The organism is Sphingosinicella terrae, assembly GCF_003347635.1.
GTDB classification, from domain to species: Bacteria; Pseudomonadota; Alphaproteobacteria; order Sphingomonadales; family Sphingomonadaceae; genus Allosphingosinicella; species Allosphingosinicella terrae.
The window spans coordinates 162,223-180,258 of sequence record NZ_QDFY01000004.1; the positions used below are offsets into that span (position 1 = coordinate 162,223).

Here is an 18,036-nt window from a genome sequence, read left to right on the forward strand (position 1 = left end):
GGCGGCGGCGCCTCGGGCCCGGTCCGCGGCCGCGGCGCCTCCTCAGGCTGGGCGACGACCGGGGCGGCCGCCAGCGCCAGTAATGCGCAGACGGCATTTCGGGCTCGCCGCCAGGGCCGCCGGCTCAAAGGCAGCCGCTCGGCGCGCGGGACGCCTCGCCTTCGAATGCGCCGTAGGGACCGATCGGCCGCACCACCAGCTGACTGACCTGGCCGGTCTCGCGGACCGCGGCGCACTGGCCACGCAGCACGCCGGAAGCGTCTATGATCGACAGGTTGCGCTCGACCGTGCCGCTGCTGACGTCGCCGACCTGCGCTTCGAGCAGGAAGGCACCGTCGACCGCCACCAGATTGGGCCGGTCGGCGGAACTGATGAAGAAGCGGGTCTGGATCTGGACGTTGGCGCCGCCCTGCTCGCCCAGAGCGAGGATGCTGCCGCCGTTCGAGACAATCGCCAGCGGATTGGCGATGATGATCCGCCCCCCCGTGCCCGGCCCGGACGAGGTGGTGATGAGGCCGGGCGCGCTGCGCCCCTCCAGCCGGAGCAGTCCGGCCGGCGACATGGCGATCTCGATGTCGCCCGCGGCGCCGGCGACGGAGCTCGTCGAGATCTCGGCACCGTTGGCGACGGTGAGCGCCTCCGACTTGATGAGGACGAGGCCGGCATCGCCGCCCTCGCTGGAGAGATTGGCGCTGGAGATGCTCGATCCGGAGCCGTCGAGGGTCAGGCGATCGGCGGCGACCGCGATCGCGCCCGCAGGGCTGGCGCTGCGCGAGATCGTCTCGATGCTGCCGCCGCCGACGATGTCGATCCGCTCGGCATTGACCAGCACCTCGCCGGAGATGCCGCTCGCCTCGGCCTCGCTGCTCGAGCGGACCCGGCCATTGTCGATCAGGATCGTGCCCGCGTCGATGACCACCAGTCCCGCATCGCCGGGGCCGAGGGTGGACGAGGTGATGCTGCCGGCCCGGCGCAGGACGAGTTCGTCTGCCACCAGCTCGATCACCCCGGCATTGCCGCCGGTCGAGAACGTGTCGGCCTCCGATCCGATCACGCCGCCCAGATCGAGCTCGACCCGGCCCGCCTCGATGAAGACGCCGCCGGCGTCGCCCAGCGACGATGTCGAGGAGACGATTTCCGAGAAATTTCCGACGAACAGGCTGTCGGCAGCGATGAGAACGTCGCCGCCGCCGGCGCTGCCGAGCGTCGAGGAGGAGACGAAGGCGAAATTGTCGACGCGGACGTCGCCGCCACGCAGCTCGATCGTGCCGGCCGCGGCCGCGTCGATTCCCGCGCTGGAGACGACGGAGCTGCGCCGGTCGACGCGCAGCGTGTCGGCGGTGACGGCGATCCGGCCGGCGGCGCCGGTCCCGTCCGACCGCGAGCTGAGCAGGCCGAACTCCATCGCGAAATCCCGCGCCCTGATCTCGACATTGCCGCCGTCGCCGGCGGAGCCGAAATCGGCCTGGGTCTCGATCCGGCCGCCGTCGATGCGCAGGCTGTCGGCCTCGATGTCGATCGCGCCCGCATCGCCGAAGCCGCTCGTGTTGCTCGAGATTTCGCTGTCGATGCCGAGGATGAGCGATCCGGAGGCGGCGATCCGGACGTCGCCCGCTTGGCCGAACGGCCCGCATTCCTCGCTGCAGACATAGGCCGAGCTGGTGCTGATCCGGCCATTCCGGGCGAGCGTCAGATCGCCTGATTCGATGTCGATCGTGCCGGCATTTCCGGCGCCCTGCGTCTGCGAGAAGATCTGCGAGTCGCCGACTTCGACGCGCTGGGCCCGGATGGTGATGTCGCCCGCCTCGCCATTGGTGAGGGTCGAGGAGCTGATCCTCGATGCGGCGACGCCGAACTCGTCCCTGGCCCCGGCGAGGATCAGCGTGCCGGCATCGACAATGATGTCGCCGGCATCGCCGGCGCGGCAGCCCGGATCGCCGCAGAAGCCGAGCGCTTCAGCGAAGATGAAGGCGCCGGTCAGTCTGACCTCGTCCGCGGTGATGGAGATCGGCCCGCCATTGCCCGATTCGAACGAGTCGGAGCTGATCATCGAGAATCCGTCGGCGACCAGCCGGCCGGCCATGATCTCAATCGCACCGGCGTCGCCGCTCCCGAATGACGAGGTGGTGATCTGCGATTCGCCGGTCAGCGAGATATCGTCGGCCCGGACGAGGATCGAACCGCCCGGGCCGCTGTCCAGAAAGCTCGACTGGGCGAGGATGCGGCCATTGTCGGAAGCCAGTGCCTCGGTGTCGATCCGGATCGTCCCACCGGATCCCGGGCCGAAGGCGCCGGAGGAAATCTGCGCGCTCTCGATCGTGATCGTCTCGGCATCGATATCGATGGCGCCGCCCGCACCGCTGCCGAAATTGTCCGAGCTGACGCTCGCCCCGTCCGCGAGCACGATCGAACGGACGTCCAGCATGATCTCGCCGCCGCCGCCGTCTGCCCGCGCGTCCGTCGAGATCGCCGATGAATTCCCGGCGGCGGACACTCCGGCGACGCGCAGCCGATCGGCGATGATCATGACGCCGCCCGCGTCGCCGCCGCCAGCGCCGCAATCGCCGGACAAGCAGGCGCGGGATTCGGAGCTGATGCGTCCGCCGCCGCTCACTTCGACGTCCGTCGCCTCGACGAGCACGCCGCCGGCATCACCCGACCCTTCCGTGTCGGAACTGACCGAGCCCGCCTCGGTGATGACGAGCGTGCCCGCGGCGAGGCTGATCAGGCCGGCGGCGCCCGTCGCCTCGGCCGTCGCCAGAGTGGCGATCTGCGAGCCCCCGGCGATCCGAAGCGCGTCCGCTTCGATCGCGATGATGCCGGCATCGCCGCTCGACGCCGTGTCGGAGAGAATCCGGCTGCCGCGGGAAAGCTCCACCGATCCCCCCTCGATCAAGATCCCGCCGGCATTGCCGGTCGAGCCGGGTCGAGCCGCCGAGCTGATGTTGGAGGCGTCCAGCCGGAGGCTCTCCGCCTCGATCAGGATCAGGCCGCCCTGGCCGCTGCCGAAGGCGTCGGCGAGGATGGCGCTATTCTCCGTCATCTCCATCTCGCCCGCCACGATCCCGATCACACCCGCGGCCGAATCGCCGAAGCTGTCGGCGGCGATCACCGATCCCGCCATGACCAGCCGGTCCGCCAGCAGCTGGATCGGGCCCGACACCCCGGTGCCGATGGGTGCGGCGACGATCGAGGTATCCACGAGCCGAAGGGTGCCGGCCTGGACGATGATTTCGGCGGAGGAGGCCTCGCCAGAGGCGAAGGCGGTGACGGCCGAGGCCCGGAACAGGACCGAATCGGCGGCAATTCGGATCGCAGGCGCTGAGGGCGCCTGCGACCCGGACGCGCCGTCGTTGCGATGGACGATTCCCGATTCGGCAACGGTGAAGGTCCCGGCGGCGAAGCCGAGCCCGGCGGCGCCGGTCGCGACCAGTTCGCTGCCGCCCGCGATGGCAAGCCGGCCCGCTGCGCCGGCCATCGGCGGCGCTGCCGGGTCGAAGCGGCCGGCCCCGTCGCCGATCGCCGCCGCGTTGAGGCTGGCCGTTTGCAGCGACACGGCAGAGAAAAACAGATTGGCCGCGGAATAGGAGAGGTCCGCCGTCGCCGGCGCAAAGTCGACGCCGACGCCGCGGACCGCGATGTCGCCCTCACCGCCGACGAAGCCGAACGACTCCGGCGCCGCCATCGAGAAGGTCGAGCCGCCGGGCGTCGTCACGGTGAACGCGGAACCGTCGGCGAAGCGCAGCTCCCTGGCGGTGGAGAAATGGGCCGCGGCGGGGACATCGAGGCGGGCGCCTTCGCCGAGCACGATCCCGGCCGGATTGATGAACCAGAAGTCCGCATTGGGCAAAGCGGTCGAATCGAGCGTGCCGTGGATCAGCGATGCTTCGCCGCCGGTGACCCGGCTGATCACGTTGGCGATGTCGCTGCCGCCGCTTCGGACCCATCGCGCCGTCTCGCCCGCGGCGAGATCGAAGTGCGAGAAACTGTGGAAGAGGTTGCGGCCCGCGAGGGTGCCGCCGTCTATCTCGTGCAGGCCTGCGGCGGAGCTGACGCTGGTGCCGAGGGAGCGACCCGGCAGCGTATCGGCAACGATGCGCGTGGCGACTGGATCCGGAGCGACCTGGGCGGCGGCGGCCGTCGACAGGGAAGCGCCGGCGAGGAGCAGCCGGAGCAGGGGGGTGGCCGGTCTCATCGCCAGGCTCCAAGCAGGGCGAAGGCGGCCCAGATATTCGGGTTGGCGGTCGGACCTCCGGCCCCGATCAGGGTGACCTGCGCGTCGCGCAGCGCGTCGGACCGCGATCGGCCCGAGGCATAGCGGCGGTAGAATTGGGTCATCAATTCGGCCGTGCCGGCGTCGCTTACCTGCCAGAGCGAGCCGATGACGCTGCGCGCCCCGGCCTGCACCGCGGCGCCGGCGAGGCCCATGCTCGCTTCGTCATCGCCGACCGCGGTCTCGCAGGCGCTTAGCACGATCAGGTCGAGCGGCTCGCCGCGAGACCGCGTGCGGCCGATGAGTTCGCGCAGCTCGGCAAGACGGATCACTTCGCCATTGGCGACGATGAAGGCGCGGTCGGAACGGCCGTTGAAGGTGGCGTGAGTGGCGAGATGGAGGACGTCGACCCGGCCGCCATCGAGGGCGGCCTCGAGGTCGGCGCGGGTGAAGTCCGGAACGAAGCGGCCACGATCGGCGAAACGGACGGCCACCTGCGCCTCGGCCGCCGTGCCCGCGAGCTCCGGAAAGTAGCCGACGGGCAGCGTCATCTGCCGCTGGAGCGAGGCGGCGATGACGCTGAGCCTCTCGCCGACGCGCGCTCCCTCGGGTGCCGAATAGGCCAGAGCGGGGATCAGGCTCAGCCGTGTCTGCTGGACCAGATAGCGGCCGTCGGGCGCGAGCAGGGCGGCAAAGGGAAGCGCACGCAGCGGCCCGTCGGGGACGATGGCCAGCATCGAGCCGGGCCCGAGCTGCCCGGCGATGGGAGCGATCAGCAGATCGTGAAGACGGCGTGCCGGCTCCCGCCAGGCTTCGGCGTCGCCGGCGCTCATCGCCACCACCACGTCCTCGACGAGCCGCGCGACCTGGGCGCGGTCGGCCGCGCGATTGGGCGGCAGTCGCCGATAGGTCGGCGCGGCGTCAGCCGCGTCGCCGCCCACGACGTAGATCAGCTCCAGTCGATCGGCGAGCAGCAACGGGTAGAGCAGGATCTCGCCCGGCAGCAGGTCCTCGGGCCGTGCCGCCTGGCGCGGCGGCAGGCATTCGCTTCCGAAGGCGCTCTGCAGCTCAGCCTGGCGGAAAGCCTCGACGATCGACTGGGCTTCGCGGATCCGCGCCGCCTCGTCGCCACGGTCTGCGCCGACCTCGCCAAGTCGGTCCTCGACGGCGGCGGTGAAGACGTCGCGCATGACCAGCGAGAAGAGGGTTTCCTCCGTGACCGGATCGAAGCGCGGAAGCAGCGGACGCAGATTCTCCAGCGCGGCATAAGCGGCACGGACATGCTCGGATCGGCGCCGTGGATCGGCCTCGGCCAGACCCAGATAGTGTTGCGGCAGACGTTCGGGCAGCGGCCGCCGGCTCTCCGCGGCGATCGCTGCCTGAAAGCGGCGCCGTGCCGTTGCGGCATCGCCGCTGGCCAGCGCCAACCGCCCCTCGAGCGCGGCTGCGACCGCCGCCGCCTCCTGGTCGGCGGCTTCGCCCAAGGCACGGACGGCGCCGGCCAGAAGCGGGCTTGGCCCCTCGCCCAACGACAGCGCGGTTTCGACCAGGCGGGCGACGAGGGTGGTACGTCCTTGATCCGCGGACAGCGACAGCGCCGCCGGCAGCGCCCGCGCGATTCGCGCGCGAGCAGCGCCGATCAGCATGCCCCGATCCGCGCCTGGCGACTCCGCCAGCCCCGCCTCGACCCGGCTGAGCCTCAGATTGGCGAGCGCCGTCAGCCGCGAGTCGCCGATGGCGAGCGATCGGTCCGCGGCGCATTCGAGCGCGAGCACCGAAAGATAGGGAAGGCTGACCCTGGCGAGGCGGACGTCGCGTAGCTCGGCGCAGGCGGCAACCGCGGCTGCGGCCGAAGCGGCTTGCGCCTCCGCGTCCGTCGACAAGGCACCGCCGCGCGTGCCTGCGGCGCCGACTTCCGGCCCCCCGACCAGCCCCAGCCGGTAGGCTGCGAGCGCGGCGACATCCTCGAGACCGGCCTCCTCCGCCTTGCGGAAGGCGGTGAGCAGATAGTTCACCGCCTGCGCCTGGCTGCCGTTCGCACCCAGCCGCATCGCTTCGCCCGCTGCCGTGCAATAGCGGGCGATAGCGGCGTCGGCCGGGGGCGCCGCGGCACCCGAGGGCGCGGTGAGCGGCACGCGGTCCGCCGAGGACGGATCGCCGGATCCGCGCAGGCCGGAAATGCTGCGCTCTGCCGCGTCCGCTGCGGCGAGGAGCGCGGCCCCCTCGGGATAGGGGCCCGCCGCAGGCCGGCCGGGGGTTGCGGAGCAGAGCTGCTCGGCGAGGCTCGCCGCCTGCGCTCCGGCAGTCGCAGGCAGTCCCGCGGAAAGCAGCGGCACCAGCAGGGCGCAACAGGCGAAGCGGCAGGCCCGGCGCCGGTCGCTCGCTGCGCGTCGCATGTTCATCCCCCCGAATATCGCAGCCGCGCCACCTCGCCGACCGGAGCCGGCGGCATGATAGTGGATGCGCCCGCGGCGTAAACGCGAAAGCGCTTGACGCCGCACGGGATTGGTTCACGATCGCGAAAAAATCACAACAGCGATAAGGAGGAGCGCATGTCCTGCAGGCACCTCGCATGGATCGCCTCGTCAACGAGAGCCCGGCGCCGGTCGAGACGTCACCTGCCTGCCGCCGCGCACCTACGGCATCAAGGCCGACTATCGGTTCTGAATGGTCGCCTCTCGACACCTGGCGGCAACGGAGTCCAGCCAGCGATTGTCGGGCGGCGAGCCGCAGGCTAGCTGAATCCCAGACCGATCATGTCAGGCCCCGCTCCCTCCTCTCCGGTAAAGTCCGCCTTGCGCACGCTCGACATCCTCGAGCTGCTGGCGGAGCAGCCGCGCCCGCTGACCGCGCAGGAAATATCGGTGACGCTGGGGATTCCGGTCAGCAGCCTCTCCTATCTTCTCGCCACCCTGGTCGAGCGGGCCTATCTCGAGCGCACCCGCCGCCACTACAGGCTCGGCCCGGCGATCGATCGTTTCCGTCGCGGGGACGGCGAATCCGGACTGGCCGAGCGAGTGGCCCCGATCGTGCGCGCGATCACCCGCGATCTCAACGAGACGGCGGCCTTCTTCGTGCTCCATGACTTCGAGATCGAGGCGGTGGCGCGCGAAATCGGCGAGCAGACGCTGCGCTACACCTTCGAGATCGGCCAGCGCGCGCCGCTCCATGCCTTCGCTGCCGGCAAGGCGCTGCTCGCCACCATGTCGCCGGACCAGCTCGACCGCTATTTCGCGAAGGTGGAGCGCAAGGCGTTCACCCCGAGAACGCTCCACGAGGAGAAGGCGCTTCGCGAAATGATCGACCTAGTCCGCCGCGAGGGAATCGCGCGGACCCGCGAGGAGCATACGCCGGGCATCGCCGGCATCGGGCGCGCGGCGATCGTCGACGGCAAGGCTCTCGGCGCCTTCAGCATCGCCATGCCCCTCGCCCGATTCGATCGTTCGATGGAACAGCGGGCGGTCCGGCTGCTCAACCGGGCCGTCAACATTCTTCAGGGCGATCGCGGGCGCGTCCCGACCTGACAAAGCAGCCAGCGGCGGAGCGCCTCGCTGACCTGCTCCGGCGCCTCGACCGGCGCCATGTGACCGCAATCCTCGAAGATGACGAACTCCGCGCCGGGAATGGCCGCGGCGATGGCGCGATTCTGCTCGACCGTGCTCCACGCGTCCTGCCGCCCGACCCCGACCAGGGCCGGACCGTCGAAGCTGCCGAGCAAGGGCCGCGGGTCCGGACGGGCGAGCATCGCCTCGACCTGGTCGCCGTAGCGCTCGGCGCCGCCTGCGGCCAGCATGGCACGAAGGCCGGACATGAAGGAGACGTCGCCACGGCGGCCGGGATGGACCATCGGTGGCAGCCAAGCGTCGACCATCGCCTCGATCCCCTGCTCCCGCGCCGTCGCAAGCAAGGCGTGGCGCCCGGCCGCCTCCTTGTCGCTCGGCGGGTGGACACCGGTGTCGAGCAGCGCCAGCCGCTCCACGCGCTGGGGCGCCAGCCTCACCACCTCCAGCGCCACCCGCCCGCCCATGGAATGACCCGCCAGAGAAAAACGCGGCGGGGCCAGTCTCAGGCTCTGCTCGGCCATGGCGACGAGGCTGCGCGCGCCCGGATAGCCTGGAACCGCCATGGGAGAGAAGTCGGCCAAGGACTCGACCTGGGGTGCCCAAATGGTCTCGTCGCACATCAGGCCGGGCAGGAGGAGCAGGGGCGCGGGCTTGACAGGCATGGCTAATTTTTCACGGACACGAAGCTTTCGCATAGCCGAGCGCAATGGCCGATGCTATCCCTATCGCGAGCCGTATGCCGGACAAACGAAGAAACGGCAGGGGCAAGAGTCGGGAGAGAATATGAGCGACGATCCGGACCTGGCGGGCGCGCGCGTCGACCTGGACGCCCTCGAGCGCGTCTCCGGCGAAGCGCGGCGCGCACATCCCGATCCGGTCCTGGGGGTAAGGGCGGCGCCGGCGAGGCATCAGGCATGATCCGGACCACTCATGTCGGCAGCCTGCCTCGCGGATCCGAGCTGACGCCGCTGCTGCTCGCACGAGACCATGGCGAGCCTTATGACTCCGAAGAATTCGATCGCGTCGTCCAGGAGGCGGTCGACGACGCCGTCGCCCGACAGGTCGCGGCCGGCGTGTCGATCGTCAGCGACGGCGAACTGGGCAAGGTCGGCTATTCGACCTACATGATCGAGCGCCTCGAAGGATTTGGCGGCCACATCGACCGAAAGCCGGCGCTCGACCTGGCGCCGCTGCCCGAGCTCCGCTCGAAGCTCGCCGCCATCATGGGCTCGCAGGAATTCACCCGCGCCTCCTGCATCGGTCCGGTGCGCCTGCGCACGCTCGATCCGCTGCACGACGACATCAGGCGTTTCCGGGCCGCGCTCGACCGGCGCGGCGACGGCGTCTCCGCCTTCATGAACTCGGCCTCGCCGGGGCTGATCACCGCGTTCCAGGTCAACCGCCATTATCCCAGCCACGAGGCCTATCTCGCGGACCTGGTCGACGCGATGCGTCCGGAATATGAGGCGATCGTCGAAGCCGGATTCGACCTCCAGCTCGACTGTCCCGACCTCGCCATGTCGCGCCACACCGGCTACCAGGAAGAGAGCGAAGCGGAATTCCTCAGGATCGCCGAAGCCAATGTCGAGGCGCTCAATGCCGCGACCGCCGCCATCCCACCCGAGCGGATGCGGATGCATGTCTGCTGGGGCAATTATGAAGGGCCGCACGATCACGACATCCCGCTCGAGCGTGTGATCGACGTCGTGCTTCGGGCACGGCCGTCCACCATCCTGTTCGAAGCCGCCAATCCGCGCCACGAGCATGAGTGGATCGTCTGGCGCGAAGCCCAGATCCCCGGCGACAAGCAATTGGCGCCGGGGCTCATCGACACCTGCTCCAACTATGTCGAGCATCCCGAGCTCCTCGCCCAGCGGATCGAGCGCTTCGCCGGCATCGTCGGCAAGGATCGGGTGATCGCCAGCACCGATTGCGGCTTCGGCACCTTCGCCGGCTATGGAAAGATCGATCCGGCCGTGGCGTGGAAGAAACTCGCGTCCCTCAGGGAGGGTGCGGACCGGGCGGCGGCGCGCCTCTAGCGCCGCCCGCCGGGCACGGATCAGGCGTTCGGACGTTCGGCCCCCGCCGCGCGGCCCGGTGTGTTGCGCGCATGGGACGCCCGTCCTTTTCGTCCGACTATTCCGCATGTTCCGATTCGCCGGCCGGAGCGCCGATAATGTTGCGGCAGCGATACAGTGGTCCAATTTGTGTGCCTCACACACATTTCCTCATTGTATGTCACACAAACATATGGAAGCATCCGATTCGGCTCCCCCCGCGACATAAAGAGAGACGGGTGGCCCTTAGGATGGGAGGGGATATGATGAACAGGCTCCGGCTGCGTTCGCGCGCCTCGTTGTTGGTTGCTTCCGTTTCGCTCTTCACCATTGCCGCCGCGACTCCGGCCGTCGCGCAGGACGAAAACCCGGCCGGGACCGAGACCGAGACCGCCGCCGCCCAGGACACGTCCGGGCAGGCGGAGCAGGAGATCCTGGTCACGGCCCAGTTCCGCGAGCAAAGGCTGCAGGATACGCCGCTGGCGATCACCGCCATACCCGCCGAGTTGCTCGAGGCGCGCAGCCAGGAAAGCCTCGTCGAGGTCGCGAACCAGGCGCCGAACGTCACCTTGCGGCAGCAAGGTGCGTCCTTCGGCCCCTCGATCGGCGCGTCGATCCGCGGCATCGGGCAGTTCGACTTCAGCCCCGCCTACGAACCAGGCGTCGGCCTCTATATCGACGACGTCTATTATTCGGCCCTGACCGGCGCCAATTTCGAGCTGCTCGACCTGGAGCGGATCGAGATCCTGCGCGGTCCCCAAGGCACGCTTCAGGGCCGCAACTCGGTCGGCGGCGCGATCCGCCTGATCACCCGGCGGCCGGATGCCGACGGGGGCGGCTATGTCGAGGCCACTTATGGAAGCCGCAACCATATCGGCTTCCGCGGCAGCGCCTCCTTCACCATCACCGATGGGCTCTACGCGCGCATTTCCGGGACCGCGCGGCAGCAGGAGGGCTTCGTCGACCGCATCGACTATGGCTGCGAGAACCCCGGAAGCGGCGTTCCCGCGCAACGTCCGGCCGGCGACTGCCGGGTCAGCCGCCACGGCGGCGTCGGCTACACGGCGGTGCGCGGGCAGCTGCGCTACAATCCGAGCCCCGATTTCGACCTGCTCATCGCCGCCGATTATACGCGCGATCACCGCACCATCGCCCCGGAGGTGCTCGTCGCCGCACAAGACCCGGGCAACACGCTCAACATCGGCCCCGCCTTCGGACCGCAGTTCATCTGCGGCCGCTACTGCAACTATTCCGCCTTCCAGCAGCCCGCGATCGTCTGGGCGGGGCCGGCCGCGCCGGGCGTCCCGCTGATCGCCACCTCGGCGAGCGACGAGAGCACGTTCGAAGGCTGGGGCATCTCCGCCAATCTGGACGTCGGCCTGGCCGACTGGGTTCAGCTCCAGTCGATCACGGCCTATCGCGAATGGAATAACGAGTTCGCGGCCGACGACGATCTTTCCCCGTCGAACATCGGGCTCGGCCAGAACCAGCTCGATTATTGGTTCTGGAGCCAGGAGCTGCGCTTCAACATGGAGCTCGCCGACCGGCTCGATATCACGATCGGCGGCTATTATAACGATCAGCGGACCGAATATTTCACGCTGCAGGACATCCGCTACGCCGCCATCCCGCTGCAATTCACCTACTTCCCGGGGCGGGATCCGGTGAATGCCGACAGCTGGGCGGCCTTCGGCACGGCGATCTGGAACCCGATCGACCCGCTGACGGTCACGGCCGGCATCCGCTACACCGAGGAGCACAAGGACTATACCTTCTACCGCGCCAATCCGGACGGCTCGTTCAACCCGTTCCTGGGAAGCCTCACCGGAGTCGTCGGCTCGTTCGACGGCGACCGCGTCGATTACCGGCTCAGCGTCGACTATCGCTTCTCGCCGGAAGTGCTCGTCTATGCGACCACGGCGACCGGCTTCAAGGGCGGCGGCGTCGGCCCTCGCCCGTTCAATCCGGCGCAGGCGCGCGGCTTTGGTCCCGAGGTGCTGACCAGCTACGAGCTCGGGATCAAGACGGACCTGTTCGACCGCCGCGTGCGGTTCAACGTTGCCGCCTTCTACAGCGAATATGACGGCATCCAGCTGGCCCTCCTGTCCTGTCCGCAGTTCGGCGGGCCGGGGCCCTGCGCGCTGCCGCAGAATGCCGGCGACGCGCACATCCAGGGGCTCGAGGCGGAGATCTTCGCCCGTCCGGTCGACGGTCTTCAGATCGACGGCTCGCTGAGCTGGATCGACTTCGAATATCAGTGCGTCAATATCGCCGTGGTTCGGCCGCTCAATCCGGGCGAGACCGACGAATGCTCGTCCGATCCGTCGATCCTCGGCGGCCTCGGCGAACGTCCGCCGGCCCTGCCCGAGTGGAAGTGGAGCATCGGCATCCAGTACGAGATCCCGCTTGGCGGCGGGACGCTGACGCCGCGCCTCGACATGAGCTATAACGGCGCCACGGCGGGCGGCGTCACCAGCGGCGGATTCTCGCTGCCGTCCTGGACCGTCGCCAATGCCCGCCTCACCTGGCGGGACGAGGATGACGACTGGCAGGTCGCGCTCGAGGTGACCAACCTGTTCGAGGAATATTACTATCTCACGTCGTTCGACCTGCGGGGCGCCGGCGCCGGCTTCGTCAAGGCCCAGCCGGGCCGCCCGCGCGAATGGGCGGTGACGGTGACGCGCCGCTTCTGACGGTCCGCCTTTCGCGGCCTGCGCAGACAGAGGAGGGCCCGGGGCAAGCCTGCTCCGGGCCCTCTCTCGCTTTCGCGTCCGCTGGCGCAGCGAGAGCGCGATCCGTTCAAGGCATTGGCGCCGGCGGACGAGACAAGCGCCGCGTGCCTGCGAGCGGCCGCCCTCGAAAGCCTCGGGTCGACGGCCGATCCGGGCCGCGGTCAGCCGGCGCGGCTGAAATAGGCGATGGCGCGAAATTCCAGGCTCTCGCGCACGTGCGCGCCCGGCCGGCTGGTGTCGTGGAAGGCCGTATGCGGCGCCCGCCAGGCGCGATCGTGGTCGGAATCGTGGAACTTGATGAACACGATCTCGTCGCGGACCATGTCCGGAAAATACCACCAAAGATGCGCGGGATTGTGGCGGAAGATGGTGGCGGCGGCCATGTCCTCCTCGCCCTCGATCGGGGCGAACAGCGCGTCGCCTTCCGGGATGACGTCGACGTCGACCTTGGTGTTGGGGACCCCCTCCTCGTCCCCGACGCTGCCATATTCGCACAGAGCAAGCGGCCAGTCCTGCGGCGGCGGGCTGAAGGTCCGCCAAAGGCTGAAGCAGATGAAGCGATCGAAGCCCGGCCCGCCCGGCACCGCCCGTTCATAAAGGACCTGAGCGATCCGGCGCGCGGTCTTGGTCGTGAAGTCGACATGCGCTTCTGCCGCCGGCGGCTGGACCGTGGGGCCGGTCTGGCCGGAAGAGCGGATCTGCGCGCCCATCGGCACCACGAGATCGCAGCCCGTCAGCGCCTTCGCCACCTGCGCGACTTCGTCCGGATAGAGGCGATTGACCGCCTCGGCGTCGTGGAAATCGGCGATGCCGCTGCGATGGGTCGACAGGCAGAAGCCGTGCCGGTCGAGCGTGAACGGCTCCGGCGCCGTTCGAGCATTGCGCACCGTCACCGGATAGGACTCGTAGATGCCGGTATTGAGCTCGGCGCCGGGCGCCCAGAAGCGCCGGTTCACCCGCGACGTCGGCACCAGATAGCCGATCCGGGTCTCGACGGCGTTGATAGCGCTCGTGATCGCGTCGATCCTGCCCATCATCCTCTCCTCACGCGGCCTTCAGGCCGCTTCCAACATCCTCTCCCGAAGGCGCGGAGCCGGTCCGGCACGCTCCCATCCGATGCGTGGGCGCAGGCTGAAGAAGGGAGTCAACCGGCGCTCCGGAAGCTCAAGCTGCCGCGTCGCTCGGCGAAGCGCCAGCCGTCGCCGGTGAGCACGAACCGATCGCGATAGGTGCCAACCAGCGGCGGCCCCTCGTCGCGAACCGGAAGCCCACCCTCGGGATCGAGGCTGCCGGTGAAGAGAAGGATGACGCTGGACGCCGAGGCACTCGTCTCGCTCTCCACGTCGACCACGATATTCGCGCAAACGTGGCGGCTCGCCCGCGGCGGCCGGCCCCTGAAGCTGGCGAGCAGCGCCTCGCGTCCGACGATCGGCGCATCCGGCGCCGTCGGCCGGGTCATCAGGCCGTCCTCGGCATAGAGCGCGGCGACTTCGTCCCAGCGCGCCTCGTCGTTGAGCAGCGCATAGAGGTTGACGAGGCGCGTGCATTCCCATTCGATCGCGCGGCGCTGTTCCGGGCTCATTGGTTGGCGAATCCTTCCCGGGCGCGGCTGTTGTCGACCTCGATCGGCTTACCGGTGACCGGGTGCGGATAATGGAACGGGACCGTGTCGGTCGCCGGCCACAGCCGCGGCTGCGGTTCGATCAGCGCGTCGGGTCCGAGTGGATCCTCCGGATAAAGGGTCTTCGCCATCGGGATGAAATCGATCGGCGTCTTCGCCCATCCGTCCTCGAAGCTGCCGTGCCAGAAGGGGAAGTAGCGCAGCGCCTTGATCTTCCAGACGCCGCCCTCGCGCACATATTCATTCTCGTAGATGCCTCCTTCCCACCAGGCGCGCTGCTGGCCCTTGGCGGTCTCGTGCAGGCCGGCCTGCATCATCGAGCGGCCGCGAACCTGGGCGGTGCGCCGGTCGGGAGAGACGTGGATGACCATCTGCAGCTGCGGATGATCGAGCAGCCAGCCGTAGCGGGGCCCGTTATGGCCTTCGGTGAACTGGGTCTGGAACCGCTCGATATAGAGGCGGCGCACCCCCGCCTTCCCCTTGTAGATCCCGCCGAGGAACCAGACCTCGCCGTCGTCGGCGAACAGGTCGACCACCTCGTCATATTGCGATTTGTCGATGAAATAGCCGTAGGTATATTGGAGGCGCCGGACGTCGTTGACGTCCTGCTCGATGCCGAGCTTGTGCTCGAGCTCATCGATACGCCTGGCGAGCTGTTCGAGGGTGGGCTGGTCCGACATTCTGAAGGTCTCCTGCTTGGATGAGGGTGATGGCGCGCACCGCGCCTAGCGACCGATCGCCTCGAGACGCTCCACTTCCTCGCGATAGGGGCGGATGCCCCGGTACATGAAGAAGGTCGCCGCCGGCATGAAGATCGCCGCCGTGATCAGGATGGCGAGCCACAGCCGCGCCGGATCGCCGACGACGACGTCGGCGACGAGGCCGATCACGAAGCTGCCGAGGGCGCCGAAGAAGGTGAACATGAACAGGTAGACGGCGGTGACCTGACCTCGCATCTCGTTGGGAGCGATGCGCTGGATCGCGGCATTTTGCGGCACCGCGCCCGCCAGGCCGAACATCGCCGCCCCCGCCATGCATCCCAGGGCCAGCTCTGCGGTCGGCATCAGCGGCGCGGCGATCGACAGGATGGCCGTGCAACCGAAGATCATCGCGGCCGCTCGGATATTGGCGTCCTTGTGGCGCTTGCCGAGCCAAGTCACGAACACGCCGCCGAAGGTGATGCCGAGGAGCATCGCGACGAGCAGCATCGGGGCGAGGACGTTGCCGATCTGGGCCTCGCTCCAGCCATAGGTGCGAAGGACGAAAGGCACGCGCCAGGCATTGATCCCCTGGCTCTCGGTCGCCGCCAGCGCCAAGGCGGCGAACAGAGGGTAGAAGACTCGCCCGCGCATGTTGATCGCGCGCACGGCATCGATCCCGGTGAAGGCGACCAGCTTTCGTCCGAACGAGGCATTTTCCGGGACCAGCCGCTCGACGTCGGGCGACGTCCGCCGCGGCGGCTCCTTCACGAACAGGAACAGGATGGCGACGAGCAGGCCGGGCAGGCCGACGATGATCAGGATCCACTGCCAGTTGAAGATGGTGAGGCCGAGCAGCTCGGACCGCTCCGGCCAGTCGCTCGTCCAGGCGATCAGCTGGCCGCCGCCCCAGGTGCCCAGGGTCATGCCGAGGATGAATCCGAGCTGGAGCAGAGCGAACACCATCGGGATCCGCATCGGCCGGAAGAAGTCGGCCAGCATCGAGTAGGAGCCCGGACCGTGGGCGGAGCCGCCCGCTCCGACGAACATGCGCGTCGCGACGAACTGGCCGAAATTCTGTGCCAGCCCGCCGAGGGCCGTGATCGACCCGATGACCGCGATGCCGGCGGACAGGACATATTTGCGCGGGAAGATGTCGACCAGGCGCGCTAGCGGGATGCCGATGAAGACATAGGCCAGCACCGTCGCCGGCCCGAGCAGAAAGCCCAAGGCGGTGTCGCTCAGCTGGAAGCTGATCTTGATCCGCTCCGCCAGCATCGCGAACACGGTCATGTCGAAAAAGGACAGGAAGGTCGCGAGCACGATGACGAAGAGGGCGTAATAGCCCGCTCTCTCGGACGGCCAGGGCAGAGCGTCGGTAGAAGGAGGGGCCTCGGGCGCCGCCGCCGGCAAGGGCGCCGCCGGGCTCACGCGCCCGCTCCATAGCGCTCGGAATCCATCTTCTGGCGCGCCTCGATGTAACGGGCCATCGCCTTCGCCCTCTTCTCCTGGCCCTCGAGATCGGTGTCGGGCGGCGGCAGCGCGTCGATCACCTGCCGGAACATCGCTTCCAGCATCGGCCGGGCCTCGGGATAGGGGATGATGTAGAAAAGGTCCTGCTCGATCGCGTCCTTCACATGACGGGCCAGCTCCTCGGGATCCATTCCCTGCGAATAGATTTCGTGAAGCGCCTCGATCTCGCGCTGGTCGACGTCGAAGCCGCTGTTCGACAGGTGTGCCGGCCGCGTCTTCACCGATTCCGCGATGTTCGAGCGGATATTGGCCGGGCAGAGCACCGATACGCCGATGCCATGGCCGGAGAGCGCGTCGCGCATCGCCATGCTGAGGCCGTGCACCGCGAACTTGGACGCCGAATAGATGCCGGAGCCGCTGTTCGCGACGAAGGCGCCGAGCGAGGCGGTATTGACGATATGGCCGCCCTGGCCGTGGGCGATCATGCGCGGCACGAAGGTCTGCATGCCGTTGACGACGCCGCCGACATTGACCCCGAAGATCCAGTCATAGTCGTCGTAGGTTGCCCGTTCCATCGGGCCGAAGATCGAGACGCCGGCTGTGTTGAAGAGCAGCTGGACCGGCCCGAACACCCGCACGCTCTCCTCGGCGGCAGCGGCAAACGCCTCGCGATCGGTGATGTCGAGACGGATGCCATGGACCTCGACGCCGCTATCGCGCAGCTCCACGAGCGCCGCGTCGATCGCCTCCTGCCGGATATCGGCAATGACGACGCGGCAGCCTGCGGCGCCGAAGATCTTGGCCTGGCCGAGACCGGCGCCGCTGGCGCCGCCGGTGACGAAGGCCGTCTTGCCTTGGAAGTCCCGCATCCCGCTCCCCCCTCAATAGCCGATCGTGAATCGCGCGCGGCGGTGCCGCGGCTGCTCGATCTCGTCGAGCATGGCGACGGCATAATCCTCGTAACTGATGTGGCTCTTGCCGATCTCGTCGCTCAGCAGCCGATCTGTTCCGAGCTGGAATCGGCCGGTGCGCTCGCCGGGGCCGAAGAAGACCGAGGGCGACAAATAGGTCCAATCGAGCTCGTCTTCCTGGCGAAGGCGCTCGAGCGCCGCACGAGCGGGAATGGCTTCGGGCTTGATGAACTCGGGAAAGTCAGGCGTGTCGACCAGCGCCAGACCCGGCGCGACCTCGAGCGAAGCGGCGCCTCCGACGACGAGGAGCCGCGGTGCGCCGGCACCCTTCACGGCCCGAAGCATGGCCTCCACGTCGAGGCTCCTGAACGGCACCGACAGGATCACCGCATCGTGACCGCGGAGCAGGTCCGCCATGCCGGATTCGTCGGTGAGATCGCCGACGGCAGGTCGGACGCCCGCGACGATCTCGACGTCCGCGACCTTGCGGGCGATCGCCGTCACCGCGTGGCCGCGGCGGATCGCCTCGGCGAGCAGGCGCCGGCCGACATTGCCGGTCGCGCCGATCAAGGCGAGCTTCATGCCTGTTTCCTCCTCTCCGTCGTGACGTTCTCGTTCTTCTTGTCGATTCCGTCACCTCATTTGGTCGCCGCCGGCGGCGGCTGGTCCTCCCTCGCGCCCCTATCGGCACGAGCAGGAAGATCGAGATGACCAGACCGCTCGCGCCGGGCTCGATCGCCCATTCGCGGGCGATGCCCCGCGCCGCGA

13 protein-coding genes are annotated in these 18,036 nt (G+C 68.8%); 4 read left to right on the plus strand and 9 right to left on the minus strand.

From position 1 onward, the window contains the following. Positions 1-124: 124 nt before the first annotated feature. The gene (locus tag DDE10_RS11000) at positions 125-4,195 is read right to left on the minus strand and encodes a two-partner secretion domain-containing protein (protein ID WP_114952824.1); all 4,071 of its coding nucleotides are present in this window, start codon (positions 4,193-4,195) and stop codon (positions 125-127) included. After that, positions 4,192-6,609 (minus strand): CHAT domain-containing protein, encoded by a 2,418-nt coding sequence (locus DDE10_RS11005; RefSeq protein WP_162806552.1) that lies wholly within the window; start codon positions 6,607-6,609, stop codon positions 4,192-4,194. Before DDE10_RS11005 ends, DDE10_RS11000 begins: the two co-directional genes overlap by 4 nt. Before the next feature lie 399 nt (positions 6,610-7,008). Between DDE10_RS11005 and DDE10_RS11010 the strand changes: the two genes are divergently transcribed. Next, positions 7,009-7,737 carry an IclR family transcriptional regulator gene (locus tag DDE10_RS11010; RefSeq protein ID WP_284734590.1) on the plus strand — a complete coding sequence of 243 codons (729 nt, stop codon included), beginning with the start codon at positions 7,009-7,011 and terminating at the stop codon, positions 7,735-7,737. Here the strand turns inward: DDE10_RS11010 and DDE10_RS11015 are convergent. After that, on the minus strand, positions 7,707-8,438 hold the full coding sequence (locus tag DDE10_RS11015; RefSeq protein ID WP_162806553.1) for an alpha/beta fold hydrolase: 732 nt from the start codon (positions 8,436-8,438) through the stop codon (positions 7,707-7,709). The genes DDE10_RS11010 and DDE10_RS11015 overlap by 31 nt on opposite strands. Before the next feature lie 121 nt (positions 8,439-8,559). Between DDE10_RS11015 and DDE10_RS23805 the strand changes: the two genes are divergently transcribed. From DDE10_RS23805 to DDE10_RS11025, 3 genes are all read left to right on the plus strand, one after another. Further along, positions 8,560-8,694: a hypothetical protein gene (locus tag DDE10_RS23805; protein ID WP_284734591.1), complete on the plus strand. Its 135-nt coding sequence runs from the start codon at positions 8,560-8,562 to the stop codon at positions 8,692-8,694. Beyond that, the gene (locus DDE10_RS11020; protein WP_114952828.1) at positions 8,691-9,815 is read left to right on the plus strand and encodes a cobalamin-independent methionine synthase II family protein; all 1,125 of its coding nucleotides are present in this window, start codon (positions 8,691-8,693) and stop codon (positions 9,813-9,815) included. The genes DDE10_RS23805 and DDE10_RS11020 overlap by 4 nt, the downstream gene beginning before the upstream one ends. 281 nt (positions 9,816-10,096) lie before the next feature. Further along, positions 10,097-12,526, plus strand: a complete 2,430-nt coding sequence (locus tag DDE10_RS11025; protein WP_284734592.1) for a TonB-dependent receptor — start codon at positions 10,097-10,099, stop codon at positions 12,524-12,526. Positions 12,527-12,726: 200 nt separating this feature from the next. On the opposite strand, the gene DDE10_RS11030 is transcribed toward DDE10_RS11025, so the two are convergent. From DDE10_RS11030 to DDE10_RS11055, 6 genes are all read right to left on the minus strand, one after another. Next, positions 12,727-13,599, minus strand: coding sequence for a CmcJ/NvfI family oxidoreductase (locus DDE10_RS11030; RefSeq protein WP_284734593.1), 873 nt, complete (start codon positions 13,597-13,599; stop codon positions 12,727-12,729). 110 nt (positions 13,600-13,709) lie between these two features. Further along, on the minus strand, positions 13,710-14,147 hold the full coding sequence (locus tag DDE10_RS11035) for a nuclear transport factor 2 family protein (RefSeq protein WP_114952830.1): 438 nt from the start codon (positions 14,145-14,147) through the stop codon (positions 13,710-13,712). Beyond that, complete coding sequence (locus DDE10_RS11040; protein WP_114952831.1) at positions 14,144-14,866, minus strand: nuclear transport factor 2 family protein; 723 nt, start codon at positions 14,864-14,866, stop codon at positions 14,144-14,146. Before DDE10_RS11040 ends, DDE10_RS11035 begins: the two co-directional genes overlap by 4 nt. Before the next feature lie 45 nt (positions 14,867-14,911). Next, positions 14,912-16,315: an MFS transporter gene (locus tag DDE10_RS11045; RefSeq protein ID WP_284734594.1), complete on the minus strand. Its 1,404-nt coding sequence runs from the start codon at positions 16,313-16,315 to the stop codon at positions 14,912-14,914. Next, positions 16,312-17,226 carry an SDR family NAD(P)-dependent oxidoreductase gene (locus DDE10_RS11050; RefSeq protein ID WP_114952832.1) on the minus strand — a complete coding sequence of 305 codons (915 nt, stop codon included), beginning with the start codon at positions 17,224-17,226 and terminating at the stop codon, positions 16,312-16,314. The genes DDE10_RS11045 and DDE10_RS11050 overlap by 4 nt, the downstream gene beginning before the upstream one ends. Before the next feature lie 12 nt (positions 17,227-17,238). Beyond that, positions 17,239-17,850, minus strand: coding sequence for an NAD(P)-dependent oxidoreductase (locus DDE10_RS11055; RefSeq protein WP_114952833.1), 612 nt, complete (start codon positions 17,848-17,850; stop codon positions 17,239-17,241). Between the last annotated feature and the right edge of the window lie 186 nt (positions 17,851-18,036).

Coding starts and splice junctions, on each gene's coding strand:
- DDE10_RS11000 (WP_114952824.1), bottom strand. CDS start 4,195: ATGAGACCGGCCACCCCCCTGCTCCGGCTGCTCCTCGCCGGCGCTTCC.
- DDE10_RS11005 (WP_162806552.1), bottom strand. CDS start 6,609: ATGCGACGCGCAGCGAGCGACCGGCGCCGGGCCTGCCGCTTCGCCTGT.
- DDE10_RS11015 (WP_162806553.1), bottom strand. CDS start 8,438: ATGCCTGTCAAGCCCGCGCCCCTGCTCCTCCTGCCCGGCCTGATGTGC.
- DDE10_RS23805 (WP_284734591.1), top strand. CDS start 8,560: ATGAGCGACGATCCGGACCTGGCGGGCGCGCGCGTCGACCTGGACGCC.
- DDE10_RS11020 (WP_114952828.1), top strand. CDS start 8,691: ATGATCCGGACCACTCATGTCGGCAGCCTGCCTCGCGGATCCGAGCTG.
- DDE10_RS11025 (WP_284734592.1), top strand. CDS start 10,097: ATGATGAACAGGCTCCGGCTGCGTTCGCGCGCCTCGTTGTTGGTTGCT.
- DDE10_RS11030 (WP_284734593.1), bottom strand. CDS start 13,599: ATGGGCAGGATCGACGCGATCACGAGCGCTATCAACGCCGTCGAGACC.
- DDE10_RS11035 (WP_114952830.1), bottom strand. CDS start 14,147: ATGAGCCCGGAACAGCGCCGCGCGATCGAATGGGAATGCACGCGCCTC.
- DDE10_RS11040 (WP_114952831.1), bottom strand. CDS start 14,866: ATGTCGGACCAGCCCACCCTCGAACAGCTCGCCAGGCGTATCGATGAG.
- DDE10_RS11050 (WP_114952832.1), bottom strand. CDS start 17,226: ATGCGGGACTTCCAAGGCAAGACGGCCTTCGTCACCGGCGGCGCCAGC.
- DDE10_RS11055 (WP_114952833.1), bottom strand. CDS start 17,850: ATGAAGCTCGCCTTGATCGGCGCGACCGGCAATGTCGGCCGGCGCCTG.